The organism is Amycolatopsis roodepoortensis, assembly GCF_024628825.1.
Classification (GTDB): domain Bacteria; phylum Actinomycetota; class Actinomycetes; order Mycobacteriales; family Pseudonocardiaceae; genus Amycolatopsis; species Amycolatopsis roodepoortensis.
In genome coordinates this window covers 8,407,924-8,425,792 of the sequence record NZ_CP102415.1, presented here as the reverse complement: position 1 = coordinate 8,425,792, position 17,869 = coordinate 8,407,924, and the positions used below count along the sequence as shown (strand labels likewise).

The following is a 17,869-nucleotide window of genomic DNA, read 5'->3' as shown; positions in this document are numbered from 1 at the left end:
GCCCTCGATCACGCGAGTCCGGTCTCAGATCACCCCGGCCCGCACCGCGTACGCGACGGCGTGCGGCCGGTTCTTCAGCTTCAGCCGTCCGGTGATGCCCTGGATGATGTGCTTCACGCTGCGTTCCGAGTAGCTGAGCTCGCCGGCGATCTCGACGGTGTCCTTGCCCTCGGCCATCAGCCGCAGGACGTCGATCTCCCGGGTGGTGAGCCCGGCGGTGTTGACGCCCATCGGGTCGAGCACCTCGCGCTGCAACCGCTCGACGTGCTTGAGCAGTTCGCCGAGCAGGCTCGGCGGGAGCACTCCGCCGCCGGTGGCCGCCGCGCGGACGGCGTGCGCCAGCCGTTCGCCGGTCGTGGCCGAGCGCGGCAGGACCGCCACCACCCGGCATTCGATGGCGGGTACGAGCTCCGCCTCGCTGATCTGGCTCACCACGAGCACCACCGGCTTGCCGTCCTCGGCGGCGAGCCGCCGCAGCCAGAGCACGATCTCCGGCGTCAGGCATTCGGCGGCGAACACCAGGACGTCGGTCTCGGCGCGCTGATCCCAGTCCCGGATGTCGATCCCCTGCTGCGTGCCCAGCTGGCTGGCCAGACCCGCGGTGGTGATCGGGTCGGGCGCGTGCACCGCCACGGTGATCTGTCGGGTTTCCGTGTCCACTTCGTCCCCTCCGCTTGTCCGCGGCCCCAGTCGGATGGGACACAGTCTGCGAAGGAGCTCTTCACGAAGTCTCCACGAGTTCTCAACGAGGCGTGAAGGACTTCGTGGCCTGCTGAAACGCCTCGACGTACTTGGGCAGCTCGTCCAGGATCTCGCGGAGCCTGCCCTCGGGTCCGGTGTAGTCCGGGTCGGCCAGGAGGGCGTAGCCGAAAGCCAGCGTCCGCCGAAGCTCGGCGATACGCGCTTCGGCCTCATCGGCGTCGAGCACCAGCCTGCCGTTCCTGGCGAGACTGAGCAGGACGTCACCGGCGAAGTGTTCAAGATCCTGGCTCACTGTCACAGCATGCACAGCGTCGCATGCCTTCCACCAGCGCCGCCGGACTTTCTGCCCCCGAGCACGCCCGGCTTGCCCGGTCGCCCCTGGCCTGAACAAGGCCTGAAACCCACATGAACGGACATCCGACAGTCCACGAAACGGCTTGTTCCGGGCTCGGCCGCCGAAACCCACACGGTGAGTGCCCGATTGATTGCGAAACCCACATCGCCGCCACTAGGCTTTCCGCTGAGCAGGACACTCTTTTTCGGCAGTCGGACGCACAGGCGGCAGGTCATGGACGAGGTTTCCTCGCTGACGGTGCGCCTGCTGGGCGGTTCCCCCGCGCGCCACGGCGAAGGCGAGATCGCGCTGGGTCCCGCCCAGCGTCAGGCGGTGTTCGCCACCCTCGCCCTGCGTGCCGGCCAGTTCGTCTCCCGCAAGGAGATCATCGACGCCGTCTGGGGCGAGCGTCCCCCGGACAGCGCCACCGGCATCGTGTACACCTACGTCTCCGCGCTGCGCCGCGCGCTGGAGCCGGCGGGCGGGCCGCTCGTCGCCAGCCGCGCCGGCTACAGCCTCGACCTGCCGAGGCAGCAGGTCGACGTCCACGTCTTCGAAGCCGAGCTGGAGCGGGCCCGCGCGCACCGGCTCGCCGGCTCGCCCGAACGGGAGCTGGAGTCGCTTCACTCCGCGCTCGGGCAGTGGCGGGGTTCCGCGCTCGACGGGATCCCCGGGCCGTTCGCCGAGACCCAGCGCGCCCGGCTGAACGAGCTGCGGATGAGCGCGCTCGAACGCCAGGCCGAGGTCGCGCTGCACCTCGGCGCCTACCGCGAACTCGTGGGCGAGCTCGCCGTGCTGGTCGAGCGCCATCCGTTGCGCGAGGGCCTGCACCGGATGCTGATCACCGCGTTGTTCCGGTCCGGCAGGCAGGCCGAGGCGCTGGCCGCGTTCGACCGTGCCCGCGAGACGATCATCGAGCAGTCCGGTCTCGAACCCGGGCCGGAGCTGCTCGCGCTGCGGCAGCGGGTCCTGGACGACGATCCGGCGCTGCACCACCAGGACCGGCCGGAACGGCATCGGCAGGCCCACGCCGTGCCCGAACGGCCGTCCGCGTTCGTCGGCCGGGAGTTCGAACTCCGCCGGGTGCGCCGTCATCTGGCCGCGCTCATGGACGAAGGCCGCGGCGGGACGATCTGGCTGGACGGCGAGGCGGGCGGCGGCAAGAGCGCGTTCCTGGCGGAGGCCCTCGCCTCGGCGCGGAGCCGCACGCGCTGGGTCGAGGCCGACGAGCTGACCAGCGCGGTCCCGCTGAGCCTCATCGCCGACAGCCTCGGCGGCGAAGCGCTCGACGATCTCGGCAAAACGGTCACCGAACTGTGCGAGGACGGGCCTTGGGTGCTCGTCTTCGAAGACCTGCACTGGGCCGACGAGGAAAGCCTGCTCGCCTGGCAGCGGCTGCACGGGTTCACCGCGCACCTGCCGCTGTTGCTGGTCGGCTCGGCTCGCCCCCTCCCCCGGCGCCGCACCCTCGAAGTCCTCCGCTCGCGGCTCGACGGGGACGTCATCTCGCTGCCACCGTTCGACGGCCCGGCCGTCGCCGCGCTCGCCGAGGAGACCTTGGCCAGGGACCCGGGCGAGGACTTCCTCGGGTTCGCCGCCGAGTACAGCGCCGGAAATATCGGCTACCTGTGCGAGCTGTTCGCCGAGTTCGCCGACGGGCGCGAGCCCGACGTCACGCCGCACAGCAGGCTCGCCGCCGTGGTCGAAGATCATCTCGCCGCGCTTTCCGTGCCGTGCAAGCGAACGCTGAGCTCGGCGGCCCTGCTCGGCTCGTCGTTCACGGTCGCCGATCTGACGGGTGTCACCGGCCGCGAACTGCGGGCGCTCATCGGAGCGGTCGAAGAGGCGCTCGCCGCGCACGTGCTGGAAACCGAGGGAGAACGGCTGCGGTTCCGGGTCCCGCTGGTGCGGGACGTGTTCGCCGCGAACACCCCGCCCGCCATCCGCGCCGTGCTGCACCAGGAGATCGCCGCCACCATGGCGGGTTCCGGCGCGCCCGCGGACCGCGTCGCCGAGCAGTTGCTCCAGGTCGGCGACGAGCTGACCGCCCGCTGGATCCCGCAGTGGCTGCTCGACAACGTCGACGCGCTCTCCACCGGCCCGGCGGTCGAACTGCTCCACTTGCTTTCCCACCAACGAAATCTGACCGAGGAGCAGCACCGGAGCCTGGCGGGCGAACTCGCCGCGCTCCTTTTGCCCGAAACGGGGGGCACGCCTTCCTGGTCCGCGCAGCCCTGGTGCGCGCCGCTGCACGCACTCGCCCGGGTGCGCAACCGAACCGGACCGAGGACGTCCTAAACTGCGGGGACACAGTAGTGATCCGGCCACTTTCGGTGCATGACGAGAAATGGAGCCGGCGTGACGAACGGGCTGCGCGTCGAGCTGCTCGGGCCGCCTCGTGCCTGGCTCGACGACGTCGAGCTGAAGCTCGGGCCCGCCCGGCAGCGCGCGGTCTTCGCCACCCTGGCGGCGCGGCGCGGCCAGGCGATCTCCCTCGGCGAACTGATCTCCGACGTCTGGGGCGAGTCGGCGCCCGCCAGCGCCACCGGCAGCGTCCACACCTACGTCTCCGGTCTGCGCGGCGCGATCCGCAAGGCCGGCGGTGACGCGCACCAGGTCCTGAGCTCGTCCGGGTCGAGTTACGTACTGCGGCTGGACCGGGAAGCGCTCGACGTCAGCCGGTTCGAGCAGGACGCCGCGGCCGCTCGACGGCTGCTCGCCCAGACCGATCAGCGGGGTGCGGCCGCCCGGCTCACCACCGCGCTCGGCCTCTGGCGCGGCGAGCCCTACTCCGGCGTGCCGGGGCCGTTCGCCGAAGCGGAACGCGTCCGGCTCACCGAACTCCAGCTCACCGCCACGGAACTCCGCGCCACGGCTCTGCTCGGCATCGGTGACCACCGCGAAGTGGTGGCAGAGCTGACCGCGCTAGTGCAGCGGCACCCGCTCCGCGAGTCGTTGCACGAGACGCTCATGCGCGCCCTGCACGCCAGTGGTCGGCCGATCGAAGCGCTCAGCGCGTATCGCGAGGCCAGGCGGATACTGCGGGACGAGCTCGGCGTCGAACCCGGTGCGCCGTTGCGTGATCTGCACCAGCGGATCCTCGACGGCAGCGAAAAACCTGTCACCCGACCGAAACCTGCTCCGGTCCGCGTCGTACCGCCGCCGGTCGCCAAGGCGATCGAACGCGGCGGCCAGGGCAGGCTGCCCGGCCGCGCCCGGCAGGTCGAGCGGCTGGACGGTTTCGTCACCGACGTGCTCGCCGGCCGCGGCCGCCCGGTCTGGCTCGAAGGCGAACCGGGTATCGGGAAATCCGAACTGCTGATCGCCGGGCTGTCGGGCGCCGCGGCGCGGGGCTGCCAGCTCGCCTGGACCGCGGCCGACGAGCTGCGGCAACGCTTCCCGCTGCAGGTCATCATGGAATGCCTCGGGGTGCACCACGGCGCGGCGGATCCGGCCAAGGCCAAACTGGCGGGCGAGCTGCACGCCGAACCCGCGCACGGGAACTGGGGCCCCGCCGACCCGATCTTGTCCACTGTGGACAAACTGCTCGCGCTGGTCGACGAGACCTGCGCGGCCGGCCCGCTGGTGCTGGTGATCGACGACCTCCACTGGGCCGACGAGGCGAGTGTGCTGCTGTGGCAACGGCTTGCCGCCGCCACCCGCCAGCTGCCGCTCCTGCTGGTCGCCGCCACCCGCACCGGGCACGGCCGCCGCGACCTCGCCCAGCTCCGCCGCGGGGTCGAGGCGAGGGACGGCGAGATCATGCCGGTCGAGGTGCTGACCGACGACGACGTCACCGCCGTGTTCGAGGTGGTCCTCGGGGCCAAGCTCGGGGCGAGCCTCCGCCCACTGGTCCGGCGCGCGGCCGGAAACCCGCTCTACGCCAGGGAAATCGCGCACGACCTGGTCCGCACCGGCTCGTTGCGGATCAAGGACGGCGTCGCCGAGGTGACGCTGGACGGCACCGAGAACGCGCCGCGGTCGCTGCTGGCGGCGGTGGCCAGGACGCTGGAATGCCTCGACCCCGCCACGACCGACATCCTGCGGACCGCCTCGCTGCTGGGCGCGGAGTTCGCCGTCGAGGACCTGGCCGCGCTGGCGGACAAGGGTCCGCTGGAGGTCCTGCGGGAGCTGGAGCCCGCCACCACCGCGGGCGTCATCGAGTACGCCGGCGACAAGCTCGCCTTCCATCACCCGTTCCAGCGGCAGGCGCTCTACGGCGCCATCGCCGAACCGGTCCGTGCCGCCTTGCATCGGCGTGCCGCCGAATCGCTCGCGCGGGCGGGCGCGCCGATCAAACGAGTCGCCGAGCAGCTGGCCGCCGGGCCGGTGCCGTTCGACCCGTGGCTCGCGGGCTGGCTCACCGCCAACCACGTCGCGGTGTCCAACCGGGCCCCGCATATCGCGGCCGACCTGCTCCGCGGCGCGCTCGACAGCACGGTGCCCACCGGCGAGCAGCGGGAGACGCTGATCGCCGCGCTGGTGCGCGTGCTGTTCCGGCTCGAACTGGCTCCGGAGGCGGAAGCCGAGCAGGCGGTGAAGATCGTCACCGACAAGGCGGATCTGGCACAGATGCGGCATTTCCTCGCCGCGCTGCGCTACCGCCGGGGCGACACCCCGGGTGCGATCGAGGCGCTCGGCGACACCGCGGACGACCCGTCGATGCCGGAGCTGTGGCGCACCAGCACCCGGACGCTGCTCGCCAACTTCCGGCGCGGCACGCTCGCCGATCTCGACGAGACCGAACGGATCGCGCGGGCCCTGTACGCCGAGGCGAGTGAGCGCTACCCGGCCGCGCACGCGCAGCAGACGTTGTGGCTCGTGCATTCGATCCGCCGCGAGCACGACCTGGCGCTGACCGCGATCGACGCGGCGCTCGAGACCACCGGCGACGAGGCCGACCTGGCGACGTTGCGCTTCGACCTGCTCGACAACCGCCTGTTCACCCTGCAGAACCTCGACCGGCTGAGCGAGGCCGACGCCACCCTGCACGCCGGGTACGAGACGGCCGCACGGCACGGCCTGCCGACCGGCCCGCAGGTCTCGGCGGCCGTGCACTATTACTGGACCGGCCGCTGGGACGAGGCGCTGGCCGAACTGGACTCGGTCACCGAAGACGGCCCCGCGATCACCTTCTACGGTGTCCGCGAGCCGGGCGCCGCCGCCCTGCTGCTGCACGGGGTCGCCGCCCTCATCGCGGGCCATCGCGACGAACGCATCGCCGTCCGCGCCCATCTGGAGGCGGCCGAGGCGCACTCGCCGTCGAACTCGTCCGAACGCGAGAGCTGCGACTTCTACCTGGCGGCACAGGCGATGGCCGCCGAGCAGCGCGGCGAACTCGACGACGCGCTGCGGCTGTTCGCGCCGGTGCTGCGTCCCGACTACGCCCGGATGATGCTGCGCCACCAATGGCTTCCCGACGTCGTCCGCGTCGCGCTCGCCGCCGGGAACGACGCCGTCGCTCAGGAAGCGCTCGCCGTCTGCGCCGAGGAGGCGAGCCAGGAGACCGTCCCCGCCAGGGCGACCGCGGCCGCTCTCCGGTGCCGGTCGCTGATCGACGGCGACCCCGACGGCATGCTGGCCGCGGCCGATCATTACCGCGAGGTCGACCGCCCGATCGAACTCGCGGCCGCGCTGGAGGACGCCGCCGAACTGCTCGGCCGCGCCGGTTACCTCGAAGCGGCGACGCGCTCGCTCACCGAAGCGTGTGAGGTGCTCGGCGAGGTCGGGGCCACCTGGAGCATCCGCCGGGCGGAAAGCAGACTGCGCCGCTACGGCGTGCTGAGCCGCGCCGAGCGGAGTCCCCGGCACAGCGGGGCGCTGTCGCCGCTGGAACTGCGGGTCGCGCGGCTGGTGGCGGCGAAGCTGTCGAACCCGGAGATCGCCGCCGAGCTGAGCCTGCCGCGGCGGACGGTGCAGTCGCTGGTGTCCAGGGTCCTGACCAAACTGCACGCCGATTCCCGGCTGACCGTCGGCGACCAGCTGCCGAGACGACTCGCGTGACCACACGACCGAGGAGAACCATGACCCGCGTACTGGCCGGCTTGACGGCCCTCGTGCTGCTGCTGAGCGGCTGTTCGAGCGCGCCGGAAGCCGGCGGCCCGATCAAGCTCACCGTCGCCACCTTCGGTGAGTTCGGGTACGAAAAGCTCTTCGACGACTACGAAAGGGCCCATCCGGGGATCACCGTCGAGGGCCGGGTCGCCGACTTCGAGACGCATCACCGCCAGCTCGCCACCGGGCTCGGCGCCGGGCGCGGCAGCGCGGACGTGGTGGCGATCGAGGAGCAGTATCTCCCCAAGTTCCGCCAGTCGACGGACAAGTTCAGCGACCTCTCCGAGTTCGGCGCGCAGGGGCTCCGCGAGCAGTGGCCTGCCTGGAAATGGGACCAGGGCACCGCCGAAAACGGGAAGTTCGTGATGGGCCTCGGCACCGACATGGGCAGCCTCGCCCTCTGCTACCGGCGCGACCTGTTCTCGAACGCCGGCCTGCCCACCGACCGTGACCAGGTGGCCGCGCTGTGGCCGACCTGGGAGAAGTTCGCCGAAACCGGCGAGCGGTTCAGCGCCAAGGCACCGGACGACGTCAAGTTCGCCGACTCGGCGGGCACCGTCTACACGGCGATGCTCAACCAGGCGCAGGAGAACTACTTCGCCAAGGACGAGCGGTTCATCGCCGACACGAACCCCAACGTGCGCAAGGCCTTCGAACTGGCGGGCGGGATGGCGCTGAAGAAGGAGACGGCCGCCGTCACCACCTTCACCCAGCCGTGGACGGTGGCGATCAAGCAGAGCCGGTTCGCCGCCATCACCTGTCCCGCGTGGATGCTCACCCAGATCGAAGAGGCGGGCGGTCCGGAGCTCGCGGGCAAATGGGACGTCACCTCGGTTCCGGGCAAGGCCGGCAACTGGGGCGGATCGTTCCTGACCGTCCCGAAGCAGGGCGCGCACCGCAAGGAAGCCTACGACCTCGCCGTCTGGCTCACCGCGCCCGAACAACAGAAGCGGATCTTCCTGGAAAGCGGGCTCCTGCCGAGCGCGCTGGGCGCGTACCAGGACACTGCCGTGCTTTCCCACACCAGCCAGTACTTCAGCGGCGCGCCGATCGGCAAGATCTTCGCGGCCTCCGCCGAAGCCTTGCGGCCGAACTACCGCGGGCTGCGCGACGGCGAGGTCCGGCCGGTGTACGGGCACGCGCTCGGCCGCGTCGAAGAAGGGAAGCAATCGCTGGACGAGGCATGGAACCAGGCCGCGACCGAGGGCCGCGCCGCGGCCGCCAACTGAGCGGGGACGGCGTGACACGCAGGTTTCCGGCCGGGTTCCGCTGGGGCACGGCCACGGCGGCGTACCAGATCGAGGGGTCCACGACGGCGGATGGCCGCGGACCGTCCATTTGGGACACCTTCACCGCACGGCCGGGTCTGGCCACCGGTGACCCGGCTTGCGACCACTACCGGCGTTACCGCGAGGACATCGGGCTGCTGAGCGGGCTCGGCGTGCCGTACTACCGGTTCTCCGTCGCCTGGTCGCGGATCATGCCGGACGGCCGCACGGTCGAGCCGAGAGGCCTCGCCTTCTACGATCGCCTTGTCGACACGGTGCTGGAGCACGGGATCACCCCGATGGTGACGCTCTACCACTGGGATCTCCCGGAAGCCCTGCAGGCGGAAGGCGGGTGGCCGAACCGCGACCTCGCGAGCCTTTTCGCCGACTACGCCCTGACCGTCCACAATGTACTCGGCGACCGGGTGCGGCAATGGACCACGATCAACGAACCATTCTGCGCCGCCTTCATCGGCTACGGCAACGGCGATCACGCGCCGGGCATCAAGGACGAAGGCGCGGCTCTGGTCGCTGGGCACAATCTCCTGCTGGCGCACGGCAAGGCGACACAGGCGTTGCGCTCTGCTGGCGGCGGGCAGGAGGTGTCCATCGTGCTCAACTTCGCCCCGGTGCTGACCGATGTGGACGACGCCGCGCACCGCGAGGCCGCGCGCAAGTTCGACTTCCTGCACAACAGATTTTTCCTCGACCCGTTGCTGGGCCGCGGCTATCCGCCCGAACTACTGGCGGATCTGGCGCATCTCGGCACGCTGGAACCGGCGATCGCCGACGGCGACCTGGAGATCATCGCGCAGCCACTGGACGTCCTCGGCGTCAACTACTACGCGCCCGCCCGCGCGGTCCCGCTCGAAGACCCCGAGGCCGACAGCAACTGCCCGTTGCCCGGTCTGCGCGGAATGGACGTCCAGCCGCCCCGCGGCGATCTGACCTCACTCGGCTGGGAACAGCGGCCCTCGTCGTTCACCGATCTGTTGCTGTGGCTGCACGAACACTGTCCCGGCCTGCCGCTCGTGATCGCCGAGAACGGTGCCGCGTTCGAGGACGAGGTCGTCGACGGGCGGGTCCACGACGAGAAACGCGTGCGCTACTTCGCCGAACACCTCGCCGCCGTGCACGACGCGATCGAACGCGGTGCCGACGTCCGCGGCTACATGGCCTGGTCGCTGCTGGACAACTTCGAGTGGGCGATGGGATACACGCAGCGGTTCGGCCTCGTGCACGTCGATTTCGAAACGCAGGAGCGAGTACTCAAGGACAGCGCGCGGTTCTACGCGGATGTGGTGGCGCGCAACGGTCTTTGACGGCTCGACTTTGTTGCCGTGCCGAAGTTCTTCCGAACCAGGTTGACACGCGTCGATCGTCGCCGGAATCGGCGAGGCAGGTTCATTTCGAAACGCAGGCTCGGCCTCGTCACTTCGCTCGTTACCCGCTGCCGGAAACTGTCGGTGGTCGGTTGTAGCTTCGGTGTGTGGATACACGCAACGCCATTGTGGCGGTACTCAAGGAAATCACGTCGGCTGACGCTTTAGAGGAGGTCAATGCCGCGCTGGATTCGTTGGAGGACGACGATGCCGTCGCCGCTGCCGTCGCCGCGTCGGAAGGGATCGCACGGTTGGAGGCGGTGCGGTTCCGGGCGTTGGCGCAGCTGAGTCGTCACCGCGACGGCGCATCGAGTGTGGTGCAGGAAGTCGCACTCGGACTGTCTGTTGTGGACGGTCACGCGGCTGGGCTGGTCTCCACCGCCGAGGCGTTGACCACCCGCCTCCCGTGCACCCTTGGACTGCTGGATCGCGGCAAGGTGGGCGGTTACGGGGCGATGAAGGTCGCCGCCGCGACTGCGTGGTTGTCTGATGACGATGCGCGTGCGGTGGACAAGGTGCTGGAGGATCGGTTGCCGGGCCGGAATTCCGAGCAGGTTCGGAAGGCGGCGAATCATGCGGCGATGATGGCCGACCGCGAGGGCGCCGCCCGGCGTGCGGAGCGGCATCGTGCCGGGCGCCGGTTGTCGATCCGCCACGGCGAGGCTGGGGTGGCGTCGATCGAGGTCGAGGACGGCCCCGTCGAGAAAGTCGCCGCCGCCTACACCCGGATCGACCGTGAAGCCCGCGCCCTCAAAACCGGCGACGAGACCCGCACCCTCGACCAGCTCCGCGCGGACGTGGCCCTTGATCTGTTGCTGGGCGGGCAGGGCGGGAGTGAACGGTCCGAGGTGTTCCTCTACATGGACCTCAACACCTACCTCGGGCTGAACGATGACCCCGCCGAACTCGCCGGCCACGGCCATATTCCGGCCGCCCTGGCCCGGCACATCGCCACCGGGCCCGATACCGTCCTGCGGCGGATCGTCACCGACCCCCTCTCCGGACAGGTCCTGGATCTGGGTCGTGACCGGTATCGGCCTACCGCGGGGCTGGGCGAGTTCGTGCGGGTGCGGGACCGGGAATGCCGAAGACCCGGCTGCCACCGCGTCGCCCAAGCCTGCGATCTCGACCATGCGGTGCCCTGGCAGCACGGCGGCCACACCGCTCACACTGAGCTGATCGACCTGTGCCGCCGAGACCACCGGTTGAAAGACGAACCCGGCTGGACCTACCAACTCGACGCCGACGGCACCCTCACCATCACCACACCCACCGGACAGACCTACGACAGCACACCACCACCCCTGCACGAACCCCGCGCCGAGGAACCACCGTTCTGAACCATCGCCGAAAAACGGCACCGGTGCCAGGGTCAGGGCGGGTTGCCGGAATTCGGCCATGGCCCGCTGTGGAGTCCGCAGATGATCACGCCGTGGCCGCCCACAACGTCCCCGAATGGCGACAACAGCCCCGTCGCCAAAACATGGCCACAGCTCGCTCTGGAGCTGCTCGTGATCACGCCATGCGCCAGCCTCACCTCAACAACCGAACCGTGGAACCCAACATCATCGCCAATGACCGTCACCCCGGCCTTCGCCAAAAAACGGCCACGCACGCGATCACGCCGACCCGCCCGCACCTACGGAACAGCATGCCGCCCAACGGCATCGCCGAAAAACGGCAACCGCCCATACTCGCGACGACCGGCATCAGCCCGCCGCCAAAGGACATGACCCGCATTGGAGTCCGCACGTCATCACGCCCTGCGCCAGCCGACCGCGACTACCGAACCACAGCACAGCAAGGTGCTGTCGCCAAAAGACGGCTACGCCTCACAAAAACCCATCCGTGACCGCACCAGAGGCCGACCTGAACGCAACCACGAACCACCCAACGACCCCGCGAGAACGGCACCGCGCGGCACACGCCGGAGCCCTCCCCCAAAAGATCCCGTCGCCAAAGACCGACACACCTCGATCCGAACCCCACCGTGACCCACCGGCCCGCCCGCCCCCTTGAAACCACATGCCACCCCCAACGAAAACCGCGGCAACTCCAGAGCCCATCACCACCGAGGTCAAGCCCGCGGCGCACCCCGCATCACGCCGTCGACCACCTTCCTGGCCAGCAGGATGAACAGCACGATCACAGGCAGCACCCCGATCGTCGCCGCGGTGAGCATCAGCGAGTAGTCGGTGAAGTAGCCACTCGCCAGCCGCGACAACGCCACCTGGACGGTCGGGTGAGCGTTGGGGTCGAGCACGATCAGCGGCCAGAAGAAGTCGTTCCACGCGGTCATGAACGTCAGCATCCCGAGCACGGCGGCCTGAGGGCGGATGGCGGGCATGGCGACATGCCAGAACAGCCGCACCGTCGAGCAGCCGTCGACGCGGCCGGCGTCGAGCAGTTCGCCGGGGATCGCCTCTTCGCACGCCTGCCGCATCCAGAACACGCTGAACGCGCCGACCAGCCCGGGCACGATCACCGCGTCCAGCCGTCCGTACCAGCCGAGTTCCCCGACCACGAGGTAGAGTGGGATGACGCCGAGCTGGGCGGGCACCATCGCGGTACCGATGACCACCAGGAAAAGCGAGTCACGGCCCGGGAAGCGCAACCGCGCGAAGGCGAATCCGGCCAGGCTGGAGAGCAGCACGTTCGAAACGGTGACCGTGCCGGCGACGATCAGCGAGTTCTGCATCGCCAGCCAGAAGTCGACGGTGCCGAAGACCCTGCCGACGTTCTCGACCAGGTTGCCGCCGGGCAGCAGCGGCGGCGTGGTCTCACCGAGGGCGGAATTGTCCTTGGAGGACACCACGAACGACCAGTACAACGGGAAGATCGACGCGACGGCGACGGCGAGCAGCAGCCCGTAGACGACGAAACCGGTCCGTTCCCTTGCCGCCACGGTCACTCACCGCCCCGCATCCGGCGCACGAGCGAGAAGTTGACCAGCGCGAACACGGCCGAGCACAGGAAAAGCAACCACGCGATGGCCGCCGCGTATCCGGCGTCGAACTCGCCGAACCCCTTTTCGTACAGGTACATGGCGAGAGTCTGGAACTGCCGGTCGGCACCGCCCGTCCCGTTGACGCCGGTGTCGTCGAACAGCTGCGGCTCGGCGAACAGCTGCAACCCGCCGATGGTCGAGACGACGACGGTGAAGGCGATGGTCGGGCGGATCGCCGGCACGGTGATGGACCAGAAGGTCCGCCACCGCGAGGCGCCGTCGAGCATCGCGGCGTCATAGCGTTCCTGCGGCACGGATTGCATGGCCGCGAGGTAGAGCAGCGCGTTGTAGCCGGTCCAGCGCCACATCACCATCGTGCTCACCGCGACGTGCGAGGCGAACCGGTCAGACCGCCAGTCCACCGGGTCGAGCCCCACCAGCCCCAGCACCCAGTTAACGACGCCATAGTCCTCGGCGAACAGCTGGCTGAACACCAGCGCCACCGCGACCACCGAGACGACGTTGGGCAAGAGCACGCTCGCCCGCCACACTGTCCTCGCCCGCAAGGGACGGTCGAGGAGCGCGGCGAGCCCGAGCGCGGCCAGCAGTTGCGGGACGGTCGAAAGGATGAAGATGCTGACCGTGTTGAAGAGCGCGTTGTAGAAATACGGATCCTGGAGCAGGACGGCGAAGTTGCCCAGCCCGGCGAACCCGGTGTCACCGTTGACCAGATGCCAATGGTGCAGCGCCACCCAAGCGGTGTAGAGCAACGGGAAAAGCCCGAACACGCCGAAGAGGACGTAGAACGGCGCTGTCATCAGGTATCCGGCGAGCCGCTCGCCCGAACGCTTCAAACGATGATCACCTTGACGCCTGCCCGGCTGATGTCGTCGATCTCCCGCGGTTCGACACCGCTGTCGGTGATCAGGGTGTCGACGTCGCAAAGGCCCCCGAACCGGGCGAAATGGTCGTCGCCGATCTTCGTGTGATCGGCAAGCAGCACCGTCCGCCGGGCGGACGCGATGGCCGCGCGCTTCACCATCGCCTCGGCGGTGTCCGGGGTGGTGAGCCCCCGCTCGACGGAAAGACCGTTGGTACCGAGGAAAGCGACGTCGACGAAAGTGTCCTTGAGGGCGTCGAGCGCCCAGCCGTCGACCGACGCCATGGTCCGGCCGCGCAGCCTTCCCCCGACCAGCATCAGCGTGACGCCGGGCCGGTTGGCGAGCGTGAACGCGTTCGGCAGCGAAGGAGTGACCACGGTCAGCCCGCGATCGGCGGGGACGAGGTTCGCCAGCCGGGCCACCGTGGTGCCCGCGTCCAGCAGGATCGAGCCCCCGTCGGGGATCTGCTCCAGCGCCGCGACGGCGATACGGTCCTTCTCCGCGGTCATCACCGCGTCGCGGGCGTCGAGCCCCTGCTCGATGCCCAGCCGCTCGACGGGGATCGCGCCGCCGTGCACCCGCCGCACCACTCCGCTGCGTTCCAGCGCCGTCAGGTCGCGGCGGACGGTCTCACTGGTGATCTCGAAGGCCGCCGCGAGCGTCGCCACGTCGACCCGGCCGTTCTGCCGCGCCTGTTTGAGGATGGCGCGCTGCCGCTCTTCGGCGTACAACGGTCACCTCCTGCCTGGCGGACGAGCGGTCATGGCGACAATAGTTGGTTTCTCACCGGTCCGACAACGGAACCCTCCACCTGGCCGCGGCGCTCTGTCCATTGAGGACACAGAGAGCGCGGCGTTTTCGTCGGCGGTTGCCCGAAACTACGACAGGACTGCCCGTTTGGCCCGCAGGAAGGCCCGTTCCGTGTCGTTGGTGGCCAAGGCGATCGCCTCGTCGTAAGCGGCGACGGCGTCCGATGTCCGGCCGAGGCGGGCCAGCAGGTTCGCCCGCGTGGCGGGCAGATGGTGATACCCGGGCAGATCCAGTCCCTCGATCCCGGCCAGTGCCGCCGCCGGGCCGTGCACCTCGGCGACGGCGACCGCGCGGTTGAGCGCGACGACCGGCGTCGGGGTGAGCCGCCACAGCTGGTCGTAGAGCGCCAGCACCTGTGTCCAGTCGGTCGACTCACCGTCCGTGTGCACGGCATTGATCGCGGCCTGCACCTGGTACGGGCCCGGACGGCCGAGCCGCAGGCATCGCCGCACCAGTTCGTGCCCCTCGGCGATCAGTTCCCGGTTCCACAGCGACCGGTCCTGCTCCGCGAGCACCACCAGCTCACCGGAAGGCCCCACCCGCGCGGGCCGCCGGGCTTCGGTGAGCAGGAGCAGGGCCAGCAGCCCGATCACCTCCGGTTCGTCGGGCATCAGATCGGCGAGCGCCCTCGTCAGGCGGACCGCCTCCACGCTGAGGTCCGTCCGCAGCAGGTCACCCGACGTGGACGTGTATCCCTCGTTGAAAACCAGGTAGAGCACGGTGAGCACGGAGTCCAGCCGATCCGGCAGCTCGTCCTTCCCCGGCACGCGGTACGGGATGCCCGCGTCGCGGATCTTCTTCTTCGCACGGACGATCCGCTGGGCCACGGTCGGTTCCGGGACGAGGTACGCCCGCGCGATCTCCCCCACCTCCAGCCCGCCGATCAGGCGCAGGGTGAGCGCGGTCCGCGCGAGCGGCGAAAGCGCCGGATGACAGCAGGTGAAGATCATGCGGAGCTGATCGTCGCGCACCGGTCCCAGCTCACGCGGCTCATCCGGCGAGTGCAGGAGGAGCGCCTGGGCGTGCCGGGCCTCGCGGGTGGATTCCCGGCGAATGCGGTCGATCGCGCGATTGCGGGCGGTGGTCACGATCCACGCGCCCGGATTGGGCGGCGTTTCCGCCCACTTCTCCACCGCCGTCGCGAACGCGTCCTGGACCGCCTCCTCGGCGAGCGTGATGTCGCCGAGGAGACGGGTCAGGGTGGCCACGCACCGGCCGTATTCCGCCCGGTAGATCCCGTCGAAATCCATCACGGGAGCGACGGGTCGCCGAACGGCCGCACTTCGATCGGCTGCCCGCAGGCGAGCGCGCATTTCTCCGCCCAGGCCAGCGCCTGGTCGAGGTCCTCGACCTGGATCACCCAGAACCCGCCGAGCTGTTCCTTCGTCTCGGCGAACGGCCCGTCGGTGATCGTGACCTTGCCGCCTTCGGGACGGACGACCGTGGAGACGTCCGAATGCTCCAGCCCGCCCACGAAGACCCAGGAACCAGCGGCCTTCATCTCGTCGGTGACCTTGCCCGTCCTGGCCAGCATCGCCCGGACCTCTTCCACCGGCGCGTCCCGTTCGCTCTCGTCGAACTGGACGGCGAGCAGGTACTGCCTCATGACGGACCCCTTCGACGGCTCAGGAGATCATTCCACGGTGACGGACTTCGCGAGGTTACGCGGTTTGTCGATGTCGTGGCCGAGGAGCAGCGCCGCGTGGTAGGCCAGCATCTGCAGCGGAATGGTGAGCAGGATCGGGTCGAGCTCCGGCTCCGAACGCGGGACCACGAACCGCGGCACGTCCAGATCGCCGAAGTCCACGTCGTCGTGGGTGATCGCCAGCACCTGCCCCTTGCGCGCCCTGATCTGCTGCATCGCGGCCAGGTTGCGGTCGGCCAGGTCGTCGGACGGCACGATCGCGACCGTCGGCAGCTCCTCGTCGATCAGCGCGAGCGGACCGTGCTTGAGCTCCGAGGTCTGGTAGGCCTCCGCGTGCCGGTACGAGATCTCCTTGAACTTCTGCGCGCCCTCCCGCGCCACCGGGAAGCCACGGACCCGGCCGATGAAGAACAGGCTCCGCGCGTCCGCGCAGATCTTGGCCTGTTCGGCGATCCGGTCCTCCGCCTCGATCACGGCCGCGACCTGCTTCGGCAACGCGCGCAGCGCCGCGACGATCCGCTGTCCGTCCGCGTTGGACAGATCGCGGACGCGACCCAGCGCCAGCGCGATCATCGCGAATCCGACCGCCATGTTGGTGAGCGCCTTGGTCGAGGCGACGGCGATCTCCGGGCCGGCGTGCAGGTACAGGCCGCCGTCGCAGGCCCGCGCGATCGTCGAGCCGACGACGTTCACGAGGCCGACCACCCGGCCGCCCTTGCGCTTGACCTCTTCGACGGCGAACGCGGTGTCCGCGGTCTCGCCGGACTGGCTGACCGCGATGTAGAGGGTGTCCGCCTCGATGATGGGGTTGCGGTAACGGAACTCGGACGCGGCCTCCGCGTCGGCCGGGACCCGCGCCAGGTCCTCGATCATGGTGGCGCCGATCTGGCCCGCGTAGTACGCCGAACCGCAGCCGAGGATCTTCACCCGCGCGAAACCGCGCAGATCACGGGGAGTCAGGTTCAGACCGTCCAAACGGGACACTCCGAACCGGTCGTCCAGCCGTCCCCGGATCATCCGCTCCAGGCATTCCGGCTGCTCCTGGATCTCCTTGTACATGTAGTGCTTGTGCCCGCCGAGGTCGAGGTCGTCGGCCTGGATGTCGATCGCCGTCGCGGCCTTGCCGGTGTCGCTCTCGTCGACGGTGAAGGTGCGGTAGCCGGTGGCCGAGACGCTGGCGAACTCGCCGTCGTCGAGGTGCACCACCTGCGAGGTGTGCCGGACCAGCGCGGAAAGGTCGCTGGCTACGAACATCTCCCGGTCACCGACGCCGATGATCAGCGGCGAACCGTTCCGCGCGACCACGACCCGGTCGGGGTGCGCGGTGTCGGTGACGGCGATGGCGTAGGTGCCGGTGACGCGGGAGACGGCCTCGACGACCGCGTCTTCCAGCGTCTTCGCGCCCGACCGCGCGATCAGGTGGGCGAGCACCTCGGTGTCGGTCTCGGACGACAGCGTCACCCCGGCCTGGGTGAGCTGCTCGCGCAGCGCGTCGGCGTTGTCGATGATCCCGTTGTGCACCACGGAGATCCGGCCGTCCTCGGAGACGTGCGGATGGGCGTTCGCCTCGGTCGCCGGGCCGTGCGTCGCCCACCTCGTGTGCCCGATGCCGACCTTGCCCGCGAGCCGTTTGGGCAGCGCGGCCGTCAGATTCCGCACCCGCCCCACGATCCGGTGCACCTGGGCGCCTTTACCGCCCAGGACGGAGATCCCGGCGGAGTCGTAGCCGCGGTACTCCAGGCGTGTCAGCCCCTCGATCAGGATCGGGGCGGCGTTCTGGCCGCCGATGTAGCCGACGATTCCGCACATGACGAGTCAACCTCACAAAAGAAAACGGACGGGCGTG

The 17,869-nt window shown here is 69.8% G+C and carries 14 protein-coding genes; 6 read left to right on the top strand and 8 right to left on the bottom strand.

The features are described from left to right. Positions 1-24 precede the first annotated feature (24 nt). Positions 25-660, bottom strand: a complete 636-nt coding sequence (locus NQK81_RS40525; RefSeq protein ID WP_125682074.1) for a helix-turn-helix transcriptional regulator — start codon at positions 658-660, stop codon at positions 25-27. Positions 661-742: 82 nt separating this feature from the next. Next, positions 743-994, bottom strand: a complete 252-nt coding sequence (locus NQK81_RS40520; protein ID WP_126734204.1) for a hypothetical protein — start codon at positions 992-994, stop codon at positions 743-745. Positions 995-1,270: 276 nt separating this feature from the next. Here NQK81_RS40520 and NQK81_RS40515 point away from each other — a divergent pair, with 276 nt between their 5' ends. From NQK81_RS40515 to NQK81_RS40490, 6 genes are all read left to right on the top strand, one after another. Further along, complete coding sequence (locus NQK81_RS40515; RefSeq protein ID WP_257485712.1) at positions 1,271-3,334, top strand: ATP-binding protein; 2,064 nt, start codon at positions 1,271-1,273, stop codon at positions 3,332-3,334. Between the two features lie 60 nt (positions 3,335-3,394). Beyond that, positions 3,395-7,039, top strand: coding sequence for an ATP-binding protein (locus NQK81_RS40510; RefSeq protein ID WP_257489940.1), 3,645 nt, complete (start codon positions 3,395-3,397; stop codon positions 7,037-7,039). 20 nt (positions 7,040-7,059) lie between these two features. Next, positions 7,060-8,319, top strand: coding sequence for an ABC transporter substrate-binding protein (locus NQK81_RS40505; protein ID WP_257485711.1), 1,260 nt, complete (start codon positions 7,060-7,062; stop codon positions 8,317-8,319). 11 nt (positions 8,320-8,330) lie between these two features. After that, the gene (locus NQK81_RS40500; RefSeq protein WP_257485710.1) at positions 8,331-9,680 is read left to right on the top strand and encodes a GH1 family beta-glucosidase; all 1,350 of its coding nucleotides are present in this window, start codon (positions 8,331-8,333) and stop codon (positions 9,678-9,680) included. Positions 9,681-9,847: 167 nt separating this feature from the next. Then, a complete protein-coding gene (locus tag NQK81_RS40495; RefSeq protein WP_371878836.1) occupies positions 9,848-11,080 on the top strand; it encodes an HNH endonuclease signature motif containing protein in 1,233 nt (410 codons plus the stop codon). Positions 11,081-11,292: 212 nt separating this feature from the next. After that, positions 11,293-11,592: a hypothetical protein gene (locus NQK81_RS40490; protein ID WP_257485709.1), complete on the top strand. Its 300-nt coding sequence runs from the start codon at positions 11,293-11,295 to the stop codon at positions 11,590-11,592. Positions 11,593-11,817: 225 nt separating this feature from the next. Here NQK81_RS40490 and NQK81_RS40485 read toward each other — a convergent pair whose 3' ends face one another. The 6 genes from NQK81_RS40485 to glmS form a co-directional block, all read right to left on the bottom strand. After that, entirely contained in the window at positions 11,818-12,645 is an 828-nt protein-coding gene (locus tag NQK81_RS40485) for a carbohydrate ABC transporter permease (protein WP_257485708.1), read from the bottom strand. Positions 12,646-12,647: 2 nt separating this feature from the next. Beyond that, on the bottom strand, positions 12,648-13,541 hold the full coding sequence (locus NQK81_RS40480; RefSeq protein ID WP_257485707.1) for a carbohydrate ABC transporter permease: 894 nt from the start codon (positions 13,539-13,541) through the stop codon (positions 12,648-12,650). Then, the gene (locus tag NQK81_RS40475) at positions 13,538-14,299 is read right to left on the bottom strand and encodes a DeoR/GlpR family DNA-binding transcription regulator (RefSeq protein ID WP_257485706.1); all 762 of its coding nucleotides are present in this window, start codon (positions 14,297-14,299) and stop codon (positions 13,538-13,540) included. The genes NQK81_RS40480 and NQK81_RS40475 overlap by 4 nt, the downstream gene beginning before the upstream one ends. Before the next feature lie 147 nt (positions 14,300-14,446). Beyond that, complete coding sequence (locus NQK81_RS40470; protein WP_257485705.1) at positions 14,447-15,628, bottom strand: RNA polymerase sigma factor; 1,182 nt, start codon at positions 15,626-15,628, stop codon at positions 14,447-14,449. Beyond that, positions 15,628-15,984, bottom strand: coding sequence for a YciI family protein (locus tag NQK81_RS40465; RefSeq protein WP_257485704.1), 357 nt, complete (start codon positions 15,982-15,984; stop codon positions 15,628-15,630). Before NQK81_RS40465 ends, NQK81_RS40470 begins: the two co-directional genes overlap by 1 nt. Before the next feature lie 27 nt (positions 15,985-16,011). Then, on the bottom strand, positions 16,012-17,832 hold the full coding sequence (gene glmS, locus NQK81_RS40460) for a glutamine--fructose-6-phosphate transaminase (isomerizing) (protein WP_257485703.1): 1,821 nt from the start codon (positions 17,830-17,832) through the stop codon (positions 16,012-16,014). Positions 17,833-17,869: the final 37 nt, after the last annotated feature.